This is a genomic window from Pseudomonas sp. FG86 (genome assembly GCF_057808775.1).
In genome coordinates, this window is record NZ_JBMDIS010000005.1 from 198,722 (window position 1) to 222,747 (window position 24,026).

Genomic DNA, 24,026 nt, shown 5'->3' on the forward strand with positions numbered 1-24,026 from the left:
CCACACTCGAGCCCCTTCCTTCAGGATGAACCCGGTCACTGTGGGAGGGGGCCTGCTCTCGATGAGGCCCGCGCAGGCTGCGAAAATTACAAGCCTTCCAGCTCCGCCATCAAATCACTCAAGCGATCCACCTTCTGCGCGCTGATCTCATTCGCCGCCAGCCCATCGATGTACTCGGCCAACGCCGCCACCGTGCTGCACTCGAACATCGCCCGCAGCGGCACATCCCGTTGCAGGGTTTTCTGCACCCGCGAGGCAATCTGCGTGGCCAGCAACGAGTGTCCGCCCAGTTCGAAGAAGTTGTCCTGTACCCCTACCCTTTCGACTTTCAGCACCTCGGCCCAGATCGCGGCCAAGGTGGCTTCAAGTGCGTTGCGCGGCGCCAGGGAGTCCTGGCTGTGCAATTGGCCGATCTCCAGGGTGGGCAGGGCCTTGCGGTCGAGCTTGCCGTTGGCGTTGAGCGGCAGGCGGTCCAGCCATAGCCAATGCAGCGGCACCATGTACTCCGGCAGCTCGGCGCGCAGGCGTTGCTTGATGCGGTCCAGGCGTTCGCCTGGGTTCAGGGTTTCATCGGCGGCCACCAGGTAGCCGACGAGGTGTTTGCCGTTGTCCCCCTCCTGCACGCCGACGGCCGCGTCGCGCACGTCCGATTGTTCGTGCAGGCGTGCTTCGATTTCCCCCAGCTCGATGCGGTAACCGCGAATCTTCACTTGGTGGTCGATACGCCCGACGTACTCCAGCACACCATCGCTGCGACGGCGTGCCAGGTCGCCGGTGCGGTACAAACGCTCGCCCGCCGCGCCGAACGGGTTCGGCACAAACACTGGGGCGGTGCGCAACGGGTCGCCGACATAGCCACGCCCCACACCGGTACCGGCTACGCACAACTCGCCTACCGCGCCTTGGGGCACCAGTTCCAACGCACCGTCCAGCAGGTACAAGCGGTTGTTGTCGGTCGGCGTCCCAATCGGCAGGTAAGTGCCACGGGTCGAGGCCAGGTCGACGCGGAAGAACGCCACGTCGTCCGAGCATTCTGCCGGGCCATAGGCGTTCACCAGGCCGATCTGCGGGTAACGCAGCAACCACTGGTGCGCCAGCTCCGGCGGCATGGCCTCGCCGGTGGGTAGCATCCAGCGCAGGCCATCGAGGCTGATGCGCTCCTCGGCCAGCATGCCCTGGATCAGCGACGGCACGCTTTCCAGCACCGTGATGCCTTGAGTCTGAACATGCGCCAGCAAGCCTTGGGGATAGTGGGCGATGGTGTTCGGCACAATATCCACCCGCGCCCCGAACAGCGGCGCGGCAAGGAATTGCCACACGGAAATATCGAAGCTTTGCGAGGCCGTCTGGGCGATCACATCCGTCTCGCTCAGTTGCAGGTAAGGCACTTTGCTCAACTGGTTATTGAGCATGCCGCGCTGCTCGACCATCACCCCTTTGGGCAAACCGGTGGAGCCCGAGGTGTAGATCACGTAGGCGAGGTTGTCCGGTGTGCTGTAGACACCAGGGTTGGCACCCCGGGACGGCACTTCCTCCCATACCAGCAACTGACAGTCAAAACCATCCAGCAACGCGATGGCCTGCTCGCGGCACGCCTCGGTGCACACCAGCAACGGCGTACGGCTCAGGTCGATGATGCTGCGCAAACGCTGGCTCGGCAGGCCGGGGTCCAGCGGCAGGTAACCGGCACCGGCCTTGAAGCTGCCGATGATCATGCCCAGCAAGTCAAGGCTACGCTCGGCCAGCAACGCCACCGGTTGGTCCAGGCCGACACCCGCCGCGATCAGCGCGTGACCGAGCCCGTTACTGCGACGGTTCAATTCGTCATAGGTCCACTGTCGGTCCAGGCAACTGGCGGCAATGCGCTGTGGATGGGCGGCGACCTGCGCTTCGAACAGTTCGACATAACTGCGTTCCAGCGGGTAGGCGTGCGCGCTCTGATTGCAGCCGTGCAACAGGAACGCACGTTCCTGCTCGCCCATCAGCGGCAGGTCGGCCATGTCGCCATGGAACCCGTGCATCAATGCCAGCAGCAAACGCTTGAACTCGCCGAGCATGCTTTGCACGGTGGTTTCGTCGAAGTAACGCTGGTCGTAAGACAGGTGCAACCCCAGGTCATCACCCGGATAGCACACCGCGGTCAGCGGGAAGTTGGTGTGGGTGCGGCCGGAGTCCGAGGTGGCATTCAGGCTTTGTGCGCGATCCAGTACCGAGACTTCCACCGGGGCATTTTCAAACACGAACAGGCTGTCGAACAGCGGCTGGCCCTTGGGCAACTCGCTGTGTTCCTGGATCGTGACCAGGGGCAGGTATTCGTACTCGCGCAGTTGCATGTTGCTGTCGAGCAAGCCGCTCAACCACTGGCGCACGCTGCAACGCTGGTCGTCCTCGGGCAGTTTTACCCGCAGCGCGATGCTGTTGATGAACAGGCCGACGGTGCGCTGCATCTCGGGCATGTCCACCGGGCGCCCAGCCACGGTGACGCCGAACAGCACGTCACGATCGCCGCTCAAGCGGCGCAGCACCAACGCCCATGCAGCCTGGGCGAAGGTGTTGACGGTGAGTTGATGGGCCTGCGCCAACTCGCGCAGTTGCGCACCGTCGCGGGCCTCGAGACGGGTGTAGCAGTCGCCCACCACCATGCCACCGCTATGGCCGGCATGTTCACGCAGGAATGGCCGGTCGCTCGGGATCGGCGTGGTGCGCTCGAAGCCTTGCAGGTTCTGCTGCCACCACTGGCGTGCTTCGCTCAGGTTCTGGCGTTGCAGCCAGGCAATGTAGTCGCGATAACGCGGCGGCGTGGCCAGTTGTGCCTCGCGCCCTTCGCCCAGGGCCATGTAGATCTCGAAGAAGTCATTCATCAACAACGAGCGGCACCACGCATCGATGAGGATGTGGTGGTTGCTCATCATGAACCAGTAGCGCTCGGCGCCGACGCGGATCAGGCGCAGGTGGAACGGCGCCTGGTTGAGCAGATCGAAACCGGCTTCGCGCTCCTTCTTGAGCAGCGCTTGCAGACGCGGCTCCTGCTCGCTTTCTGGATCAGCACTCCAATCCAGGTACTCAATCGGCGTACTGCCCGGCTGATGGATCACTTGCAGCATGTCTTCGCCAACGTTCCAACAGAACGAGGCACGCAAGGCTTCATGCCGGGCGATCACCGCCTGCCAGGCCTGGGCGAAACGCTCAGGGTCCAGGGCGCTGTCGATGCGGTAGCGGTCCTGCATATAGTAGAGACCCGTGCCCGGTTCCAGCAGGGTGTGCAGCAGCAAACCCTCCTGCATTGGCGTCAGCGGGTAGACGTCTTCGATGACGCTGGCGGGTACCGGCAAGCTGTCCAGTTGCGCCTGACTCAAGTGCGCCAGGGGGAAGTCCGACGGCGTGAAACCGCCAACATCGTCCCTGAGGCAGTGCGCAATCAGGCTGCGCAGTTCGGCCAGGTAGGCATCGGCCAGAGCCTGGAGAGTCTGCCGATCGAAGCGTTCGCGGCTGAAGGTCCAGCGCAGCACCAGCTCACCGCCGTATACCTGGCTGTCGACGCTCAGTTCGTTGGGCAGTGGCGCGTCCGGGTCATGGGCCAGGCCGGCGGATTCATCCAGCGGGTGGAACAGCGCATCGGCGCCAAAGCTCTGGTCGAATTGACCGAGGTAGTTGAAGGTGATGCCGGCGCTGGGCAGCCCGGCCAGGGTCTGCTTGCACAGGTCGTCCGCCAGGTAACGCAGCACGCCATAGCCGAGGCCCTTGTGGGGGATGCCGCGCAGTTGCTCCTTGATCGCCTTGATCGAAGCGCCCTGCTCCGCCAGTGGGGTCAGGCGCAGCGGATAAGCACTGGTGAACCAGCCGACGCTACGGGTCAGGTCGATATCATCGAACAGGGTTTCACGACCATGGCCTTCCAGCTGGATCAGCGCCGAATCATGCCCACTCCAGCGGCACACCACACGGGCCAGCGCGGTCAACAGCAGGTCATTGACCTGGGTGCGGTAGGCGCTGGGGGCCTGTTGCAGCAACTGGCGGGTGTGTTCGGCATCCAGGCAAACGCTGACGGTATCCGCATCCCGATTACGCAGCGCGCCTAGAGGACGCGTCACCGGCAATGCCACGGCCGGGCCGGCCAATTGAGCCTGCCATACCGTCAATTCCTCGCGCAGGGATTCACTGTGGGCATAAGCCTGCAAGCGCGCAGCCCAGTCACGCAGGGCGCTGGTCTTGGCCGGCAGGCTGACGGACTGGCCTTCGCTCAGTTGGCGATAGACGTTTTGCAGATCCTCCAGCAGCACCCGCCACGACACGCCATCGACCACCAGGTGATGGATAGCGATCAGCAGGCGCTGTTGCCCTTGCGGGCCATCCACCAGCAAGGCGCGCAACAGCGGGCCGTGCGCCAGGTCGAGGCTGCGCTGGGTCTCGGTGAACAGCGCGGTGCACTGCGCCATATCGTGCACGTGCGCCTGCATCAGCACGCCGCCCTGGGGCACGGCCAAGTGCTCGGCGTGCCATTGCGCGTCGCGCTGGCTGAAGCTCAGGCGCAGCGCGTCGTGGTGTTCCAGCACCGCCAACAGCGCTTGCTCCAGGCGATGGGGCTCGAGCAGTTGCAGGGGCTTGAGGACAAGCGCCTGGTTCCAATGCTGACGTTCGGGAATCGGGGTATCGAAGAACCACTGCTGGATGGGCGTCAGGCCCGAGCTGCCGGTGAGCACGCCCTGCTCGGCCGTCACTTGCTCGACGAGCGTGGCAACCGCCGCCAGGGTTTGCACGGTCTGGTGCTGGAACAGGTCGCGGGGGCTGAAGTGAATCCCCGCCTGCCGCGCACGGCTGACCACCTGGATCGACAGGATCGAGTCGCCGCCCAGTTCAAAGAAGTTATCGTCCAGGCCGACTTGCGGCACGTTCAACACGGCGCACCAGATCGCGGCCAGGGTGCTTTCCAACGGGTTGCGCGGGGCCACGTACTGTTGGCGGTTGGCTTCCGGGTCCGGTTGCGGCAAGGCACGCCGGTCGAGCTTGCCGTTGGCGGTCAACGGCATGCTGTCCAGCACGATCAGGTGCGCGGGCACCATGTAGTCCGGCAGTTGCGCCTTGAGATGCGCCTTGAGCGCATCGCGTAATGCGCCGTGCTCGGCATCGCTGACCAGGTACGCCACCAGCTGTTTGCCGCTGGGCGAATCCAGCGCCAGCACCACGGCCTCGCGTACGGCCGCATGTTCCAGCAGGCGGGTTTCGATCTCGCCCAGTTCGATACGGAAGCCACGAATCTTCACTTGATGGTCGATCCGCCCCAGGTACTCCACCAGGCCATCGACGCGTTGGCGCACCAGGTCGCCGGTGCGGTAAAGACGCCCGCCGTCACGCGCGAAGGGATCGGCCACGAAGCGTTCGGCGGTCATGCCCGGACGCTGGTGATACCCCTGGGCCAGGCCGGCGCCACCGACGTACAACTCACCGGTCGCACCTTGCGGCACCAAGGCCAGGTCGGCGTCGAGAATGTACGCCACGCGGTCCCCGATGATGCTGCCGATCGGTACGCTGCCGGCGCCCTCCTCCAACTGCTCGGGCGCGAGGCTGGCCAGCGGCATCACCACGGTTTCGGTCGGCCCATAGGCGTTGAAAAACACCTGCGGCTGGAACGCTGCGCGGATGCGCTGCAAGTGTTCGCCGGTCAACGCCTCGCCACCGGTGATGCACATGCGCACCGGCAACGTCTGATGTTGGGTGGCCAGCCACTGCGCCAACTGGCTGCCGTAGCTCGGCGTAAAGCCGAGGATATTGATGCGATGGGTACGGATCAGCGCGCAGATCTCTTCTGCATCCCACTGGCCCTGGGCGCGTAATACCACCCGCGCACCGCAGAGCAACGGCACCAGCAAACGTTCGGTAGCGGCGTCGAAGTTGATCGAATAGAAGTGCAGTTCGCAGTCGTCCGGGCGCATGCCGAAGCGCTCGATCACGGCCTGGCAGTGCATGGCGATTTCGCCGTGCGACACCACCACGCCCTTGGGCTTGCCGGTGGAACCGGAGGTGTAGATCAGGTAGGCCTGGTGCTGCGCCAGGCTGATAAAGGGCAGTTCATCGGCCGGGTAATTCTCCAGCACCGGAAGGTCATCTTCCAGGCACCAGCAGGCCACGGTCGCCGGCAGTTCACCCAGGGCTTCGAACATCGCTGCATCGCTGAGCAGCAGGCCAATGCCGCTGTCTTCGATCATGTAGTGCAAGCGGTCCAGCGGGTATTCCGGGTCGAGCGGTACATAGGCACCGCCCGCCTTGAGGATCGCCAACAGGCCGACGACCATTTCCAGGGCGCGCGGCAACGCCAGGCCGACGCGTACCTGCGGGCCGACACCACGCTCGCGCAGCATCCAGGCCAGGCGGTTGGCGCGGGCGTCCAGCTCGCGGTAGCTGAGGGTAACGCCGGCGAAGGTCAGCGCGGGCGCATCGCCACGGGCTTTTGCCTGTTGGCTGAACAGCGTGTGAATGCACTGATCAAGGCGGTGCTCGCCCGCTTCGACGCCCAGGCTGTCCTGCAACGCGCGCTGTTCCGTGGCGCTGAGCAAAGGCAATTCGCTCAGACGCTGCTCGGGGCTGGCGATCAGCGCTTGCAACAGATTGCGCCAATGCTCGGCCATCCGCGCAATGCGCGGCTCATCGAACAAGTCGGTGCTGTAGGTCAGGCAGCACCCCAGGCGATGGTCAAGGTCGGTGACTTCCAGATTGAGGTCGAACTTGGTCGCGCGCGCATCGTTGGCCAGGTACTCGACCGTCATGCCGGCCAGTTGGCGGCTCTGCTGGAACTCCCAACGCTGCACGTTGCACATCACCTGGAACAACGGGTTGTACGCCGCACTGCGCGGCGGTTGCAAGGCTTCGACCAGATGGTCGAACGGCAGGTCCTGATGGGACTGGCCCTCGATCACGGTGTGACGCACCTGTTCGAACAACTCACCCACGGTCATCTGCCCATTGAGCTGGCAACGCAGCACCTGGGTATTGAGGAACGCGCCGATCAGCCCTTCGCTTTCCGGGCGAATCCGGTTGGCCACGGGGGCGCCGATGCGCAAGTCGGTCTGGCCGCTGTAGCGGTAGAGCAACACGGCCAGGGTGGCGGTCATGGTCATGAACAGGGTCAGGCCGCGTTCGGCGTTGAAGGCGCGCACGCGGGCCGCCAGGTCATCGCTCAATTCGAAACGGTACAGCTCGCCACGATGGCTTTGTACCGGTGGCCGTGGGCGGTCGCCGGGCAGTTCCAGCAGCGGGTGCTCATGACCCAGTTGCGCGGTCCAGTAATCCAGCTGGCGTTGGCGTTCGCCGGCTTCCAGCCATTGGCGTTGCCACACGCTGTAGTCGAGGTATTGCACGGGCAACGGCGCCAGCGGCGAGTCGCGCTCGTCGATAAAGGCTTCGTACAACGCGCTGAGTTCACGGGCAAAGATGTCCATGGCCCAGCCTTCGGTGACGATATGGTGCAGGGTCAGCACCAGGTAGTGCTCCTGCTCACCGGCCTTGACCAGGCACGCGCGCAGCAGCGGGCCGGTTTCCAGGTTGAACGGTGTGTGGGCTTCATGGTCGGCCAGCTGCTGCAAGCGTTGCTGGCGCTCGGTTTCGCAGAGCGCCGAGATGTCCTGCCAGCCCATGCGCACGCCGGACTGCGGCGCGACCTTCTGATAGGCCACGCCATCGACACTCGGGAAGGTGGTGCGCAAGGTTTCATGGCGCATGATCAAGGCTTGCAACGCCGCCTCGAAACGCCCCACATCCAGCACCCCGCGCAGGCGCGCCATGCCGCCGACGTTGTAGGCCGGGCTGTCCGGCTCCATCTGCCAGAGGAACCACATGCGCTGCTGGGAATAGGACAACGGCACCGGTTCGCTGCGGTCGACCTTGGCGATGGTGGTTTGTTGGTTGCGTTGCCCCGACGCCTGGATCAGCCCGACCTGTTCAGCAAAAGCGCCCAACTCGCTGGCTTCGAACAACGTGCGCAACGGCAGCTCGACGTCACAGGCCTGGCGGGTACGGGAGATGATTTGCGTGGCCAGCAGCGAGTGGCCGCCCAGGGCGAAGAAGTCATCGTGCAGGCCGATCTTCGGCAGGCCAAGGACCTCGCGCCAGATCGCGGCGATCTGCTGTTGCAGCGGCGTTTCAGGCTCGACGTGCTCACGGGTTTGCCACACCGGCTCCGGCAAAGCGCGGCGGTCGAGCTTGCCGCTCGGGCTCAGGGGCATGGCGTCCAGACGCATCAGCAGGGCGGGCACCATGTACTCCGGCAGCTCGGCGGCCAGGGCGGTTTTGACCTGCTGTTCGTCCAGCTCGGCATGGGCGGTGTAGTAGCCGATCAACTGTGCGTCACGCACCAGCACCACGGCCTGGGCGATGCCGTCCAGGGCGAGCAGGCGCGCTTCGATTTCTTCCGGCTCCACCCGGAAACCGCGGAGCTTGACCTGTTGGTCGAGACGGCCGAGGTACTCAAGCACACCGTCGGCGCTCCACCGGGCGCGGTCACCGGTGCGGTACAGGCGCGCACCTTGGTGGTCGGCGACAAAGCGCTCAGCGGTCAACCCAGGACGACCGAGGTAACCCCGCGCCAGGCCAATGCCACCGATGCACAGCTCACCCGGCACGCCAACGGGCACGGGGTTGAGCTGCTCATCCAGCACGCGACAGATCACATTGCCCAGTGGGCGGCCAATCGGCGAGCGCTCGCCATCCTCCACGCGGCAGTGCCAGTGCGTCACGTTGATCGCGGTCTCGGTCGGGCCATAACGATTGTGCAATTGCACCGCCGGCAACTGCGCCAATACGCGGTTGCGCAGCTCGGCGGGCAAGGCTTCACCACCGGAGAACAGGCGGCGCAGGCTGGTGCATTCGGCCACCAAGGGTTCATCGATAAACAGCTGCAACAGCGGCGGCACGAAGTGCAGCGTGGTCACGCCGTGTTCCTGGACCAACTGCGCGATACGGTGCGGATCACGATGCTCGCCAGGGCCAGCCAGCACCAGGCGGCAGCCGGTGATCAGCGGCCAGAAGCATTCCCACACCGACACGTCGAAACTGATCGGCGCCTTTTGCATCAGCACATCCGTGTGGTTGAGCTGATAGGTGGCTTGCATCCATTGCAAGCGTTCGGCCAGGGCCGCATGGGTGTTGCCCACGCCCTTGGGCTGGCCGGTGGAGCCGGAGGTGTAGATCACGTAGGCGAGGTTGTCACCCTCTAGGTGCAGGCCCGGGGGCTGGGTCGGCCAACTGTCGAGGTGCAGGCTGTCCATGGCGATCACGCACACGCCATCGGCCGTCGGCAGGTGTTCGAGCAAGGCGGTCTGGGTCAGCAGCAGGTGCGCGCGGCTGTCCCGGAGCATGTAGGCCAGGCGCTCGGCGGGGTAGTCCGGGTCCAGCGGCACATAGGCACCGCCGGCCTTGATAATCGCCAGCAGGCCGATCAGCAACTGCGGCGACCGCTCGGCAGCGATGGCCACGCACACGTCCGGGCCAACGCCTTTGTCGCGCAGGTAATGGGCCAGGCGGTTGGCCTGGGTATGCAGTTGGGCGAACGTCAGGCTGCCGTCCTGCCAGACCAGCGCGGTGTTATCAGAGACAGATGGGTTGAGCAGTTCGGGCAGCCATTGTTGAGCGGGGGCACACGGCGCCTGGCTCCACGCTTGCTGTTCGTCCTGCTGCATCAGCTTGAGGTCGCCGAGGGCACGCTGCGGATGCTCGCAGATCGCGTGCAGCAGGTGGATGAAGTGTTCGGCCAGGCGCTGGATCGTCGCAGGCTCGAACAGTTCATCGGCGTAGTCGAACGACAGGCCCAGGCGCCCATTGCGGTCTTCTTCAGTGTGCAGTTGCAGGTCGAACTTGGCTTCGCGGCTGTGCCACGGCAGCTCGTCGGCAAGCATGCCCGGCAGGCGGCGCAAGGCACTCAGGTCGCGTTGCTGGTGGTTGAACATCACTTGGAACAAACCCTGTTCGCGGGCCTGCGGGAACGCCTCCAGCAGTTGTTCAAAGGGCAAGTCCTGATGCGCCTGGGCGCCCAAGGCGGCCTGGCGTGTCGCGGCCAATAGCTGGTTGAACGGCAAACGCCCGTCCAGTTCGGCGCGCAGCACCAGCGTGTTGATAAAGAAACCGACCAGGCCCTGGGTTTCCTGGCGTGGGCGGTTGGCGTTGGGCACGCCAATGCGGATATCGCGCTGGCCACTGTAGCGATAGAGCAAGGTCTGGAACGCCGCCAGCAACAGCATGAATGGCGTGGACTCATGGGACTGGGCAGTCTGGCGAATCGCTTCGCTGAGGCTGGCGCCCAGGCGCACGCTGTGGCGTGAAGCAGTGTGGCGTTGCTGCGCCGAGCGCGGGTGGTCGGTGGCCAGGCTCAAGGCCGGATGCTCCTCCCCCAGTTGCGCTTTCCAGTACGCCAGTTGGCGCTGGCCTTCGCCTTCGGCCAGCCATTGGCGTTGCCAGCTTGCGTAGTCGGCGTACTGCAAAGCCAGGGGTGGCAACGCCAGGGTTTGGCCCTGGGCAGCGGCGGCATACAGTCGCGAGAACTCGTCGATGAGCAGATTCAGCGACCAGCCGTCAGCAATGATGTGGTGCAGCGTCACCAGCAGTTGATGATCTTCATCCTCCAGGCGTACCAGGGTCACCCGCAGCAGCGGGCCGTTTTCCAGGTCGAACTGGGCACGCGCTTCGTCCTCGCGGATCTGTTGCGCGCGGGCGTCACGTTCGGCGGCGGGCCGGTGGCTGAGGTCGATGACGTGCAGATCGAAATCGCTGTTGGCGTCCACACGCTGGAAGGCTTGGCCATCGCGCTCATAGAAACGTGTGCGCAGGGCTTCGTGGCGCTGGATCAAGTGCTGGAAGCTGGCACGTACCGCGTCCTCATCCAGCTCGCCACGCAAACGCAGGGCGCCGGGGATGGTGTAGGCGCTGCTCAGGGGATCCAGTTGCCAGGTGATCCACAAGCGATTCTGGGCCAGGGATTGGGGCAGGTCTTCGTCGCGCGATAGGGTGTGGATCGCGCCTTGGGCAACGCCACCGTCCTGTTGCAATTGCGCGATATGCGTGGCAAAGCCTTCCAGGGTCGGGGCTTCGAACAGCATGCGCAGGTTCAGCTCCAGGCCGAGGTCTTCGCGCAGGCGCGCGACCACCTGGGTGGCGGTGATGGAGTTGCCGCCGAGCAGGAAGAAGTGATCGTCGGCCGCCACGCTCGCCACGTGCAACTGTTCGCACCAGATCGCCGCGATCCGGCTTTGCAGCTCCGACCCCTGCGCCGCATTAGGCGCCGGCGCATGCAGGTCGGGGAACTGCGCATAGCTATCGAGGCTGCCATCGGCATGACGCACCGCGCAGGCCGCGCGTTGCAGCTTGCCGCTGGAGGTCTTGGGCAAGGCACCGGGGTTGAGCAGCAGCACCACGCACGGCGCCTCTTGGTAGGCCTCGGCCACGGCCTGGCGGATGGCTTTGATCAGCGCTTCAGGCGGCAAGATCTTCTGCACGCTGCGGCTGATTTCCGCCGCAATGCCAATACCTTCCTGGCCCTGATCATTCACCGCGAACGCCGCAACGCGACCCTTGCGCACCACTTCCACTTCGCGCTCGATGGTCTGCTCGATGTCCTGGGGATACAGGTTGTGCCCGCGCACGATCAGCAGGTCTTTCAGGCGGCCGGTGATGTACAGCTCGCCCTCGCGGATAAAGCCCAGGTCACCGGTGCGCAGCCAGGTGCGGCCGGCGTGCTGTACGAAGGTCTTGGCGCTGGCTTCGGGGTTGCGCCAGTAGCCATGGGCGATGCTCGGCCCGCTGGCCCAGATTTCGCCGACGCCGTTGTCGGCCAGTTCGCTCAAGGTGTGCGGGTCGACGATCAGCACCCCATGGTCCGGCTGGCTCGTGCCGCAACTCATGATCGCACTGCCCTGCCCTGGTTCGGCGCGGTTGGCGGCCAACGCCTGTTCGTCGACACGCAGCGCGGGGATGCCCTGGCCACGGCGGCCACCGGCGACAAAGAGGGTCGCTTCGGCCAGGCCGTAGGAGGCGAAGAAGCTGTTCGCGGTGAAACCGCAACGGGCGAATTTCTCGGCGAAGCGTTCCAGGGTGTCGAGGCGGATCGGCTCGGAGCCGGAATAGGCCACGCGCCACTGGCTCAGGTCGAGACGCGCCAACGCCGACTCACTGACCCGCTCACTGCATAAACGGTAGGCGAAATCCGGGCCGCCGCTGATGGTACCTCCGTATTCGCTGATCGCTTCCAGCCAACGCAGCGGCCGGCCGAGGAAGTACGCCGGCGACATCAGTACGCAGGGCACGCCGCTGAAAACCGGTTGCAGCAGGCCGCCGATCAGGCCCATGTCGTGGTACAGCGGCAGCCAGCTGACGATCACATCGTCCGGGTTCACGTCGATGCCGAAGCCTCGGCGGATCAGCACTTCATTGGCAACCAGATTGCCGTGGCTGACTTGTACGCCCTTCGGCAACGCGGTGGAGCCAGAGGTGTATTGCAGGAAGGCAATGTCGTCGGGTTGCAGGTCGGGGGCGCGCCAGCTGTCCGCGATTTGTGCGTCCAGGGTGTCGACACTCAACACCGGCGGCGCGTTTTCGAGCTGCGCCAAGCCATCGCCGAGGCTGGCGATGGTCAGCAGCAGGCGCGGCTCGGCGTCGGCGATGATCGACAGCAGGCGCGCCTGGTGATGCCGGCGGGTGGACTCCGGCGGGTAGGCCGGCACTGCAATGATGCCGGCGTACAGGCATCCGAAGAACGCCGCGACATAGTCCGGGCCGCTGGGGAACAGCAGCACCGCACGCTCGCCCAACGTTGCGTTGGCCTGGAGGGCGGCGGCGATGGTGCGGGCGCGCAGGTCCAGGTCGCGGTAACTGAGCACGACGCTCTGTTCGGCGGACTCGGCGAGAAAGCGCAGGGCCACTTGGTCCGGGGTCTGCTCGGCACGCTGTTGAAGGGACTGGACCAGGGTGCGGGGAAGTTCGAAGGCGTCCATCTTGGGGTTCCTGCCTGAAATCGGCTTACGGGAAATTCGGGAATGGGAGGGGGCGTTCAGCCGGCGGCCAGTTGCCGCGCCGTGCCATTGCGCCAGCGGGCCAGGTGCTCGTCGGCATAACGCCGCAGGCAGCGCAGCACGGCGCTTTCGTGCTGCACGAGAAAGAAGTGGTGGCCGTCGAACATATCCAGGGAAAAGCCACTGGCGGCGTCGGCCTGCCAATCGAGCAATTGGTCGGCGCGCACACTGTCCTGCTTGCCGCCGAACACATGGATCGGCATGTCCAGCGGCGTGCGCTGGTCATAGGTGAAACTGCCGCACAGCAGGAAATCGGCGCGCAGGATCGGCAGCATCAATTTCATCAACTCGGGATTGGCCAGGGCTTCTTCGGCGGTGCCTTGCAGTTCGCGCAGGCGGGCGATCAGTTGCTCATCGGTCTTTTCAATGGCGTATTCACTGACATCACGGCGCGCGGGCCCGGCGGTGCCGGAGGCGAACAATGCCAGCGGCGCAGGCACATGGCGCTCGTTCAGCGCATGCGCCAGCTCGAAGGCCAGCAGGCCACCCAGGCTGTGACCGAACAGCGCGTAGGGGCCGTCCAGGTCGCGACTGATTTCATCCGCCAACTGCGCGGCCAATACCTTGATATCACGCTGCAACGGCTCGTCCATGCGCATGCCACGCCCGGGCAACTCCAGCGGGCACACTTGCAACCACTCCGGCAGGGCGCGGCGCCAACGCACGTAGACCATGGCGCTGGCCCCTGAATAAGGCAGGCAAAACAGGCGCAGTCGAGTCGGCGCACTCATCGCCGGTGGCCCCCACACTGAATCACGCTGTATGCACGATAGAAACCCATCTCGCCCTCCTGCGGGTGCTGATCCTTGGCCGTTTTACTAACGGACCTGTCACCCAGAAGAACGGACGGCACCGGCAAATAATTAGTCGCCGGGGGTGAGCGAGACGTGGCTCACACCTTCCGCAAAGGCATAAGATTAGTTCGCCTTCTCATTTGACAATCATTATCATTAAGCATAATTTATTGCCCGATGTGTAGGAGGCCTCAGCAAGGACGCCCTCCCCTAACCTCTTTAGCGACAAGGTGATTTCCATGACGGAACAAGTATCCACAGGCAGGTGCGACTCACCGCTGCTCCAGGCATTCGTCGACAATCGGCTGATCCTGGTAAAGATCGCAGCACGAATTACCGGGTGCCGCTCCCGGGCCGAAGATGTGGTGCAGGACGCCTACTTCCGGCTGCAATCGGCACCGACGATCACCTCATCGTTCAAGGCCCAGTTGAGTTACCTGTTCCAGATCGTGCGCAACCTGGCGATCGATCACTACCGCAAGCAAGCCCTGGAGCTCAAGTACTCGGGCACGGAAGAGGAAGGCTTGAATGTGGTGATTCATGGCGCATCACCGGAAACCACCCACATCAATTTCAACACCCTGGAAAACATCGCCGACGCCCTGACGGAGCTGCCCCAGCGCACCCGCTATGCATTCGAGATGTACCGCCTGCACGGCGTGCCGCAAAAGGACATCGCCAAGGAACTGGGTGTGTCGCCAACCCTGGTGAACTTCATGATCCGTGATGCGCTGGTGCATTGCCGTAAGGTGTCGGGCAACCATAGCGACACGTTTGCGCGGCGGGTTTGATAACGCCCTGAAGCGTTCCCTGCGGGGAAAAATCGAAAGATTGGAACAATGCAGGGAGCTGCAAACATGCAGCCCTCCGACATTGACTCGACCTGTCTTTGATCAAACCGACATCACCACAATTTGTCGCAGGTTGAAATCGTTTCCATGTCCCGACGGTTCATGGCTATGAATTTGAAGTGTCATCACTGGAGACGACGCTTCGAACTCAAGCGTGAGCTTTACTTGAGTTCGATCAGGAAAGAGTGTCTCGGGTGTTTTTTGATTCACATCGGCACTCAGTGACAACCTGGGTACCGTATAAGAGCTATTAGCCCGCTGTACGAGCACAGAAAATGAATAAACCTGCCCAACCAGCAAACGCGAGAACGTCTTCTCCAGCAAAACACCGTCTGACTGATGGGTATAAGTGTAAAAGTGCGCATACCAGTCGTCGCCACTACGCTGGATAATCAAGTCGCGAGGATCATTTATCGCACTCCCTTCCTCCCAGTGATTCAAGTTTTTAAATTCGAAATCAGTTCTATCAAAAAAGGCGTAACGCACTGACTGCCTGATGCCTTTTGTGGTGACACGCAGTTCTTGTACAGGGTCGGCTTCCAGCAAAGCTACCCTGTCATACTTCACATAAAACTTGACATCAATGGATGACCAATTCGCAAGTTGGTTGAGGAAATAGCGTGTGATCTGAAATTGAAATCCGTTGAGAACCTCATAGGGTTTCACTTCATAGGCTTTCATTACCCAAAGGGAAATCGGTTGACCATCCTCATCCGTACCCGTGACTTCGCACCACACAAACTGCCCGACTTCGATAAATGGATAAGGAATAAGGCTCGCATTGACGCTCCCGGGGAAGATTGCCAAATCCAGGTTCTCGCTGTCTCCTGCTTCCACCAGATAGACACCAGGCACATCCACGTCACTGGGCGACAGTGGCATGATGGTCAGGTCCAATGCCAACGACTGACCCAGGAACACACCGTTCTGCTCGACGGTATAAAAAATCTCGACCGTATATCCAATACACCGGCCAATGACAGGCGCGGGAACGAAGAATTCCAGGTGTTTTGATTCATTGCCATGCTGGGGTGCAATAACGGGATTGGCTCCCGCTATCGGCGTTTTGAAATAAACGGTGTAGAGCGCGTTCGTTGACATGTCATCCAACGTGATTTCTACCGTTCCCCCATTGCGTGCGAGCAAAGGATTTAACGTCGGTCCTTGGGCATGTCTAACTGAAGGTGGCGCAAATTCAATTGGCTCAAGTAATTTACCGGATGCATTTGCCATGGGGGACTCTCTTCGACTGAGGCCGCAAATGTGCGGCTTCCACGCGGAAAGAGTTAATAACAAGTGTCATAGACCGCCTACTGTGAGAATTGACAGTTTTATTCCCATTCAGACCAGCGGTACTTAACCACCCGAACACCGAGTAATCGTTTTAATTCCCAGGCACGGCCATCACATCAATGCGATACGGCTCGAAAATCTTCAACATCTCGCCGTTATCGCGTAAACGTTTGAGCAGTTCGGCAAACGCCGACCCGCTGATCGGCGCCTTGGGTCGCAGCAAGGCGTAATGGTGGTACACCTGATCAATGCGCTCCGACACCATCAACTGGCCCGCCATCTCGGCATTGCGCACCATGAAGTCACTCAGGTATGAACGCGTGACCAGCGCGATATCGGCACGGCCACGGGCGACCATCAGCAGGTTGCTGTCATGGGAGTAGGTCAGCGTCGCGTTGAAGTGCTCGGCCATGTACCTGGGGTCGGCGTTGAAGTTGGCGAAGGCGTAGTGATAACCGCTGAACACCGCCAGGCGCTTGCCGGTCAGGTCGTTGAAATAGCTTTGATCGCGGTCGGGTTCATGCTGGGCGACGAACACTTCGGCATCTTCAAGCCCCATGTCGACACTGGTGTGGGGAATCTTCTGCCAGCCCCAGTCCGGGTTTTCGAAGATCGCCATGTCCACCCGGCCTTGCTCGAAATCCCGGAAACGCCGGGGGATGGAGGTGGGGACCAGCACAAATTGGTAGTCCGCCTGCGCGGCGTTCAGCGCTTCCACCAGTTGCGGCAGCAAACCGGTGTCTGCGCCCTGCTCAGGGCGTACGGTGTAGGGCGGGAAATGCGCGGCGCCAATCCTTACCAATTGCGCGGCCGAAGCTGGCATCCACCCTGCGGTGCCCAGTGCCCATAAAGAAAGTCCTGCAGCCAGCCGCCATGGCGAAAACATCGAGGCACACACCGTTCACTATTCTGATGGCGATAAGCTAGGCGTTTTTGTCTGGCGAGACAACTTTTCCACCGCCAAATTAACAGCTTGCGCCTTAATCGGCCTTCAACACCATCAACAAAGCCTCTTCGGCCAATTGTTCAAGGGTCAGGCTGCCCTCGGCACGGAACCAGGTGGTGGTCCAGGACAAGGCCCCCGTGAGAAAGCGCCGGGCAATAAACACATCGCCCTTGATATAGCCGGCGGCCTTGGCCTCGCCCAGCACCTGCAACCAGAGTTGCTCATACACATCACGCAGGGCCAGCACCTGGGCCTGGCCTTCGGCCGACAGCGAGCGCCATTCGTATACCAGCACCGCCATCGCCTCGCCGCTGCCGCCCATGATCGACTGCAATTCGCAGCGAATCAGCGCCAACACACGCTCGCGCACGTTCGTCGCTTCTTCCAGCGACGCCCGCATCAACGCGGTGTTGTAGTGGATGGTTTCCTCCATCACCGCGCGCAGGATCTCGTCCTTGCTCTTGAAGTGATGAAAGATGCTGCCGGACTGAATGCCCACGGCGCTGGCCAGGTCGCGCACGGTGGTGCGTTCAAAGCCCTTGTTGCGAAACAGGTGAGCCGCGGTTTGCAGCAACTTGCCCCGGGCACTGTCGGGGTCGGTCAATTGGCCGCCGTCGACCATGGTGCGCATCACCCGCAGGGCTTTGTGCTCATCCATGCTGCTCTCCTCTACTTCTTTGACGTCTTGGGCGGCAATTTAGGCCGTGGCCGCCACCCAAGCAAGCGCTTGGCTAAAACTTGTATCCGAAGTTTACAAACCAAGCGCTTGCTTGGTAGGATCAAAGCCAGCCATTCGAGGAAGGATTTCTCATGAGCAAGACGGTTCGTATCGGCTGCGCCAGTGCCTTCTGGGGCGACACCTGCACTGCCGCTGCCCAGTTGGTGCACGGCGGCAAGCTGGATTACCTGGTGTTCGACTACCTCGCGGAAGTCACGATGTCGATCCTGGCCAGCGCCCGGATGAAAGATCCCCAGGCCGGCTACGCCACAGACTTTGTCGAGGTCCTCGCGCCGTTGCTGGGCGATATCCAGCGCCAGGGCATCCGCGTGATCAGCAATGCCGGCGGGATCAACCCGCACGCCTGCGCCGCCGCCCTGCAAGCGGCCTGTGACAAGGCCCACGTGCCGCTGAAAATCGCGGTGCTGCTGGGCGATGACCTGCACGCCCAACTCCCGCACCTGCAAGGCATCACTGACATGTTCAACGGCGCGCCCCTGCCGCCCCTGTGCGTGTCTGCCAACGCCTATCTGGGCGCACCGGGCATTGCCCAGGCGCTGAAGCTGGGCGCCGATATCGTCATCACCGGCCGGGTGGTCGACAGCGCGGTGGTCAGTGCGGCATTGGTGCATGAATTCAACTGGTCCTGGCAGGATTACGACCGCCTCGCCCAGGCCGCCCTGGCCGGGCATATCATCGAATGCGGCGCCCAGTGCACCGGCGGCAACTTCACCGACTGGCGCGACGTGCCGGACTACGAACACATCGGTTTCCCCATTGTTGAAGTCAGCGCCGACGGCCAGTTCACCGTCAATAAAGTCGAAGGCAGCGGCGGGCTGATCAGCGAACTGAGCGTGGCCGAACAACTGCTCTACGAAATCGGCGACCCCCGCGCTTACCTATTGCCTGACGTGATCTGCGATTTCAGCCAGGTCAAATTGCACCAGCAAGGCAAGCACAGCGTGCGCCTGCATGGCGCCAAGGGCTTGCCGCCCACCGCTCAATACAAAGTCAGCGCCACCTACCCCGATGGTTTTCGCTGCACCGCCAGTTGCCTGATCGCCGGGATCGACGCGGTGGCCAAGGCCGAGCGGGTCAGCCAGGCGATCATCCACAAGACCTCGGAGCTGTTCAGCCAACAAGGCTGGGCGCCCTACACCGAGGTGAATATCGAATTGCTCGGCAGTGAAGCCACCTACGGCGCCCACGCCCAACGCCATGACTGCCGCGAAGTGGTGGTGAAGATCGCGGTGCGGCACCCGAGCAAGCAGGCACTGGCGCTGTTCGCCCGCGAGATCGCCCAGGCGGCCACTGGCATGGCGCCGGGGCTGACCGGCATCGTCGGTGGGCGGCCGACGGTGTATCCGCTGATTCGACTGTTTTCATTCCTGGTCGATAAGTCTGCGTGTGCGTTGCTCATCGACGTCCAGGGCCAGCGTCACACCTGCGAACTGCCCACCCGCGATGCGCTGGGCACGCCCTCCGCCCCTGTCGACCCACCCATGCCCGAGGGCCGTGCCGACGCCAGCGTGCCCCTGGTGAAACTCGCCGTGGCGCGCTCTGGCGACAAGGGCAACCACAGCAATATCGGGGTGATCGCCCGCGACCCGGCGTACCTGCCGTGGATCGCCGAGACCCTGACCCCAGCCGTGGTCGTCGACTGGATGAGCCACGTGCTCGACCCGCTCCACGGCCGTGTCGAACGCTGGTACCTGCCGGGCAGCCACAGCCTCAACTTCCTGCTGGAAAATGCCCTGGGCGGCGGCGGTATCGCCAGCCTGCGCATTGACCCGCAAGGCAAGGCCTTTGCCCAGCAACTGCTGGAAATCCCCATCGCCGTGCCGCAACACATCGCCGATCAATGCCAATAAAAGGAATGTCGCCGTGGCCTTCGACTCGATCTTCAAAGCCAACCTGTTCCAGGGTCACACCGTGATTGTCACCGGCGGCGGCAGCGGCATTGGCCGCTGCACCGCCCATGAACTGGCAGCCCTCGGTGCCCAGGTGATCCTGGTCGGGCGCAAGCCGGAAAAACTGCAAAAGGTCGCGGCGGAAATTGCCGAAGACGGTGGCAGCGCCCACGGGCTGGCCTGCGATATTCGCGATGAAGAGGCGGTGAAAGCGCTGGTCACGCAGGTCCTCAATGACCACGGCCCGATCCATGGGCTGGTCAACAACGCCGGCGGCCAGTACCCGTCGCCGCTCGCGTCGATCAATCAAAAAGGCTTCGAAACCGTACTGCGCACCAACCTGGTCGGCGGCTTCCTGATGGCGCGCGAGGTGTTCAACCAGTCGATGAGCAAACACGGCGGCGCCATCGTCAACATGCTCGCGGACATGTGGGGCGGCATGCCCGGCATGGGCCATTCGGGTGCGGCGCGTGCGGGCATGGACAACTTCACCAAGACCGCAGCGTTCGAATGGGGTTACGCCGGGGTGCGGGTCAACGCGGTAGCGCCGGGCTGGATTGCCTCCAGCGGCATGGACACCTACGAAGGCGCGTTCAAGGCCGTGATCCCGACCCTGCGCGAACACGTGCCGCTCAAGCGCATCGGCACCGAGTCGGAAGTCAGTGCGGCCATTGTGTTCCTGCTCAGCCCCGCCGCGGCCTTCATCAGCGGCAGCACCCTGCGCATCGACGGCGCCGCCAGCCTGGGCAACCGCGCCTGGCCGCTGCACAAGGCGCACCCACCGAGCGCGCCGTTCAATGGTTTCCACCGCGCGTATCTACCCGACGTGCTCAAGGCGGAGCAATAAACCATGCCCGTGATTGAAAGCTCGATCGATGCCCACAGCCCGCAGTTCGCACAGAACCGCGAAGCCCTGCTCGCCACCATCGCGCAGTGGCGCCAGTTGGAAGATGCCCTGCTCAGCAAGGCCCAGGAGGCCAAGCCCAAGTTCGACCAACGTGGCCAACTGCTGCCCCGCGAGCGCCTCAACCGGCTGCTGGACCCCGGCGCGCCGTTCCTGGAACTGGCCAGCCTCGCCGGCTACAAGCTCCACGACGACAAGGACGGCAGCGCGGCCGGTGGCGGTTTGATCGCCGGCATCGGCTACGTCAGCGGTGTGCGCGTGCTGGTGGTGGCCAACAACAGTGCGATCAAGGGCGGCACCATTTCGCCTACGGGTTTGAAAAAATCCCTGCGCCTGCAACAGATCGCCATGGAGAACAAGCTGCCGGTGGTGACCCTCGCTGAAAGCGGCGGTGCCAACCTCAACTACGCGGCAGAGATTTTCGTCGAAGGCGCACGCAGCTTCGCCAACCAGGCGCGCATGTCCGCCATGGGCCTGCCCCAGATCACCGTGGTACACGGCTCGGCCACGGCGGGCGGCGCCTACCAGCCGGGGCTGTCGGATTACGTGGTGGTGGTGCGCGGTAAGGCCAAGCTATTCCTGGCTGGGCCGCCGCTGCTCAAGGCAGCGACCGGCGAAGTCGCCAGCGACGAGGAACTGGGCGGTGCCCAAATGCACGCGCAAACCGCAGGCACCGCCGAATACCTGGCTGAAAACGACGCCGACGGCATACGCATCGTGCGCGAGATTGTCAGCCTGTTGCCTTGGAATGATCGCCTGCCGCCTGCGCCCAAGCGGGCTTATCAGGAGCCGCTGTACCCGGTCGACGACTTGCTGGGACTGATCCCCGACGACCCGAAAAAACCCTATGACGTGCGCGAAATCCTCGCACGCCTGGGCGACGGTTCGAACTTCCTGGAGTTCAAGGGCGAGTTCGACCCCCACACCGTCTGCGGTCACCTGCACATCCAGGGGCGGGCCGTCGGCGTCATCGGCAACAACGGCCCGATCACCCCCAAGGGCGCCAGCAAGGCCGCGCAGTTTATCCAGCTGTGCGACCAGAGCCGTACGCCGCTGCTGTTCCTGCACAACACCACCGGTTTTATGGTCGGCACCGAGTCGGAGCAACAAGGCGTGATCAAGCACGGCGCCAAGATGATCCAGGCCGTGGCCAATGCACGCGTCGCTAAACTCACCCTCGTGGTCGGCGGCTCTTACGGCGCCGGCAACTATGCGATGTGCGGACGCGGCCTCGACCCACGCTTTATCTTCGCCTGGCCCAACAGCCGTACCGCCGTGATGGGCGGCGCGCAAGCCGGCAAGGTGCTGCGGATTGTCACCGAGGCCAAACAACTGAAGAACGGCCTGGTGCCGGACCCCAAGGTGCTGGATATGCTGGAGCAAGTCACTGCGCAGAAGCTCGAGAGTCAATCCACCGCGCTGTATGGCAGTGCGAACCTGTGGGATGACGGGCTGATCGACCCACGGGATAGCCGCACGCTGCTGGGGTTTCTGCTGGATATCTGTGATGAAGCCGAAGTGCGGGAGTTGCAGCCGAACAGCTTTGGTGTGGCGCGTTTCTAACCGGAGAATAAGCACAATGATCTTCACCCAGGAACATCATGAACTGCGCCGCACCGTCCGCGCCTTCGTCGACCGCGAGATCAACCCCTACGTCGACGAATGGGAAAAAGCCGGCCGCTTTCCCATCCACGACCTCTTCCGCAAGGCCGGCGACCTCGGCCTGCTGGGCATTTCCAAACCCGAGCAATTCGGCGGGATGGGCCTGGACTACAGCTACTCGATCGTCGCCGCCGAAGAGTTCGGCACCATACGCTGCGGTGGCATCCCCATGTCCATCGGCGTGCAGACCGACATGTGCACCCCCGCCCTCGCCCGCTTCGGTTCCGACGAATTGCGCGACGAATTCCTGCGCCCGGCCATCAGCGGCGAACAAGTGGGCTGCATCGGCGTCTCGGAAACCGGTGCGGGCTCCGATGTGGCCGGGCTGAAGACCCATGCGCGCAAGGACGGCGACGACTACGTGATCAACGGCAGCAAGATGTGGATCACCAACTCCCCCAGCGCCGACTTTATCTGCCTGCTGGCCAACACCTCCGACGACAAGCCGCATATCAACAAGTCGCTGATCATGGTGCCGATGAACACTCCGGGCATCAGCGTCAGCCCGCCCTTGGAAAAACTCGGTATGCACAGCTCCGAGACCGCCCAGGTATTTTTCGATGGCGTGCGCGTGCCACAGCGTTATCGCATCGGCCATGAGGGGGCCGGCTTTATGATGCAGATGCTGCAATTCCAGGAAGAACGCCTGTTTGGCGCGGCCAATATGATCAAGGGCCTGGAGTACTGCATCGACAGCACCATCGACTACTGCAAAGAGCGCCAGACGTTCGGCAAGGCGCTGATCGACAACCAGGTGATTCACTTTCGCCTGGCTGAACTTGCCACCGAAATCGAATGCCTGCGCGCCTTGGTCTACCAGGCCACCGAGCAATACATCAAAGGCCAGGACGTCACGCGCCTGGCCTCCATGGCCAAGCTCAAGGCCGGGCGCCTGGGCCGTGAAGTCAGCGACAGCTGCCTGCAATATTGGGGTGGCATGGGCTTTATGTGGGACAACCCGGTGGCCCGCGCCTATCGCGATGTGCGCCTGGTATCGATTGGCGGCGGTGCCGACGAGATCATGCTGGGCATTATCTGCAAACTGATGGGCACCCTGCCGGGGAAAAAACCATGAACACCCTGCTGCTCGAACCGCATAACGGGGTGCTGCATATCACCCTCAACCGGCCGGAAAGCCGCAATGCAATGAGCCTGGAAATGGTCAATGAACTGCGCGCGGTGCTGGCGGGGTTGGACAGCCAGGTGCGCGCGGTGGTGATCAGTGGCGCAGGCGGACACTTTTGCGCCGGTGCCGATGTGAAGGATCTGGTCAGCGCAGGCGATCAATTGCAGGCGCTGAACCGGGCCTTTGGCGCTTTGCTGCAAGACGTGGAAGCCGTGTCGCCAGTGGTCATCGTGGTGCTGCAAGGCGCAGTGCTGGGCGGTGGGTTTGGGTTGGCCTGCGTGAGTGACATCGCGATTGCCGATCACCAGGCGCAGTTCGGTTTGCCGGAGACCAGCCTGGGGTTGCTGCCGGCACAGATTGCGCCGTTCGTGGTCAAGCGTATCGGCCTGACCCAGGCGCGGCGACTGGCACTCACCGCCGCACGCTTTGATGGACTGGAAGCTGAACGGCTGGGGCTGGTGCACTTCACCGAGCGCGATCCGCAGGCGTTGGCGGAGCGTTTGGATGAGGTATTGGGGCAAGTGCTGCGCTGCGCGCCAGGCGCCAACGCACGCACCAAGGCGCTGTTGCTGGCCAGTGTGGAGCAGCCGTTGGGGCCGCTGCTGGACCAGGCGGCGCAGTGGTTTGCCGAGGCGATGACCAGTGAAGAAGGGATCGAGGGGACGCAGGCTTTTGTGCAGAAGAGAAAGCCTGGGTGGTGCAAATGACGCCCGCTGAGCATGGGTATCTACACAATTTTCAGTGGTCTGTGGCGAGGGAGCTTGCTTCCGTGG

The 24,026-nt window shown here is 63.1% G+C and carries 11 protein-coding genes; 6 read left to right on the forward strand and 5 right to left on the reverse strand.

Translation table 11 applies throughout. The features are described 5' to 3' along the window. Nucleotides 1-86 precede the first annotated feature (86 nt). Nucleotides 87-12,971 carry a non-ribosomal peptide synthetase gene (locus ACODSV_RS05535; RefSeq protein ID WP_454843251.1) on the reverse strand — a complete coding sequence of 4,295 codons (12,885 nt, stop codon included), beginning with the start codon at nucleotides 12,969-12,971 and terminating at the stop codon, nucleotides 87-89. Nucleotides 12,972-13,027: 56 nt separating this feature from the next. Further along, the gene (locus ACODSV_RS05540) at nucleotides 13,028-13,780 is read right to left on the reverse strand and encodes a thioesterase II family protein (protein ID WP_150053694.1); all 753 of its coding nucleotides are present in this window, start codon (nucleotides 13,778-13,780) and stop codon (nucleotides 13,028-13,030) included. 302 nt (nucleotides 13,781-14,082) lie between these two features. On the opposite strand from ACODSV_RS05540, the gene ACODSV_RS05545 reads away from it, so the two are divergent. Further along, nucleotides 14,083-14,634 carry an RNA polymerase factor sigma-70 gene (locus ACODSV_RS05545; protein WP_024076668.1) on the forward strand — a complete coding sequence of 184 codons (552 nt, stop codon included), beginning with the start codon at nucleotides 14,083-14,085 and terminating at the stop codon, nucleotides 14,632-14,634. 102 nt (nucleotides 14,635-14,736) lie between these two features. Here ACODSV_RS05545 and ACODSV_RS05550 read toward each other — a convergent pair whose 3' ends face one another. From ACODSV_RS05550 to ACODSV_RS05560, 3 genes are all read right to left on the reverse strand, one after another. Beyond that, complete coding sequence (locus ACODSV_RS05550; protein ID WP_150053695.1) at nucleotides 14,737-15,927, reverse strand: hypothetical protein; 1,191 nt, start codon at nucleotides 15,925-15,927, stop codon at nucleotides 14,737-14,739. A gap of 151 nt (nucleotides 15,928-16,078) precedes the next feature. Beyond that, the gene (locus ACODSV_RS05555; RefSeq protein ID WP_150053696.1) at nucleotides 16,079-16,873 is read right to left on the reverse strand and encodes a substrate-binding periplasmic protein; all 795 of its coding nucleotides are present in this window, start codon (nucleotides 16,871-16,873) and stop codon (nucleotides 16,079-16,081) included. A 94-nt stretch (nucleotides 16,874-16,967) separates the two neighbouring features. Continuing rightward, the gene (locus tag ACODSV_RS05560) at nucleotides 16,968-17,591 is read right to left on the reverse strand and encodes a TetR/AcrR family transcriptional regulator (RefSeq protein WP_024076670.1); all 624 of its coding nucleotides are present in this window, start codon (nucleotides 17,589-17,591) and stop codon (nucleotides 16,968-16,970) included. A 152-nt stretch (nucleotides 17,592-17,743) separates the two neighbouring features. Between ACODSV_RS05560 and ACODSV_RS05565 the strand changes: the two genes are divergently transcribed. The 5 genes from ACODSV_RS05565 to ACODSV_RS05585 are packed head-to-tail and all read left to right on the forward strand — an operon-like array spanning nucleotide 17,744 to nucleotide 23,960. Continuing rightward, nucleotides 17,744-19,522 (forward strand): acyclic terpene utilization AtuA family protein, encoded by a 1,779-nt coding sequence (locus ACODSV_RS05565; protein ID WP_024076671.1) that lies wholly within the window; start codon nucleotides 17,744-17,746, stop codon nucleotides 19,520-19,522. Nucleotides 19,523-19,535: 13 nt separating this feature from the next. Then, on the forward strand, nucleotides 19,536-20,408 hold the full coding sequence (locus ACODSV_RS05570) for an SDR family oxidoreductase (RefSeq protein WP_024076672.1): 873 nt from the start codon (nucleotides 19,536-19,538) through the stop codon (nucleotides 20,406-20,408). A gap of 3 nt (nucleotides 20,409-20,411) precedes the next feature. Continuing rightward, nucleotides 20,412-22,028, forward strand: coding sequence for a geranyl-CoA carboxylase subunit beta (gene atuC / locus ACODSV_RS05575; protein ID WP_150053697.1), 1,617 nt, complete (start codon nucleotides 20,412-20,414; stop codon nucleotides 22,026-22,028). Between the two features lie 16 nt (nucleotides 22,029-22,044). Beyond that, nucleotides 22,045-23,202, forward strand: a complete 1,158-nt coding sequence (atuD, locus tag ACODSV_RS05580; RefSeq protein WP_150053698.1) for a citronellyl-CoA dehydrogenase — start codon at nucleotides 22,045-22,047, stop codon at nucleotides 23,200-23,202. After that, nucleotides 23,199-23,960 carry an enoyl-CoA hydratase/isomerase family protein gene (locus tag ACODSV_RS05585; protein ID WP_150053699.1) on the forward strand — a complete coding sequence of 254 codons (762 nt, stop codon included), beginning with the start codon at nucleotides 23,199-23,201 and terminating at the stop codon, nucleotides 23,958-23,960. The genes atuD and ACODSV_RS05585 overlap by 4 nt, the downstream gene beginning before the upstream one ends. Nucleotides 23,961-24,026: the final 66 nt, after the last annotated feature.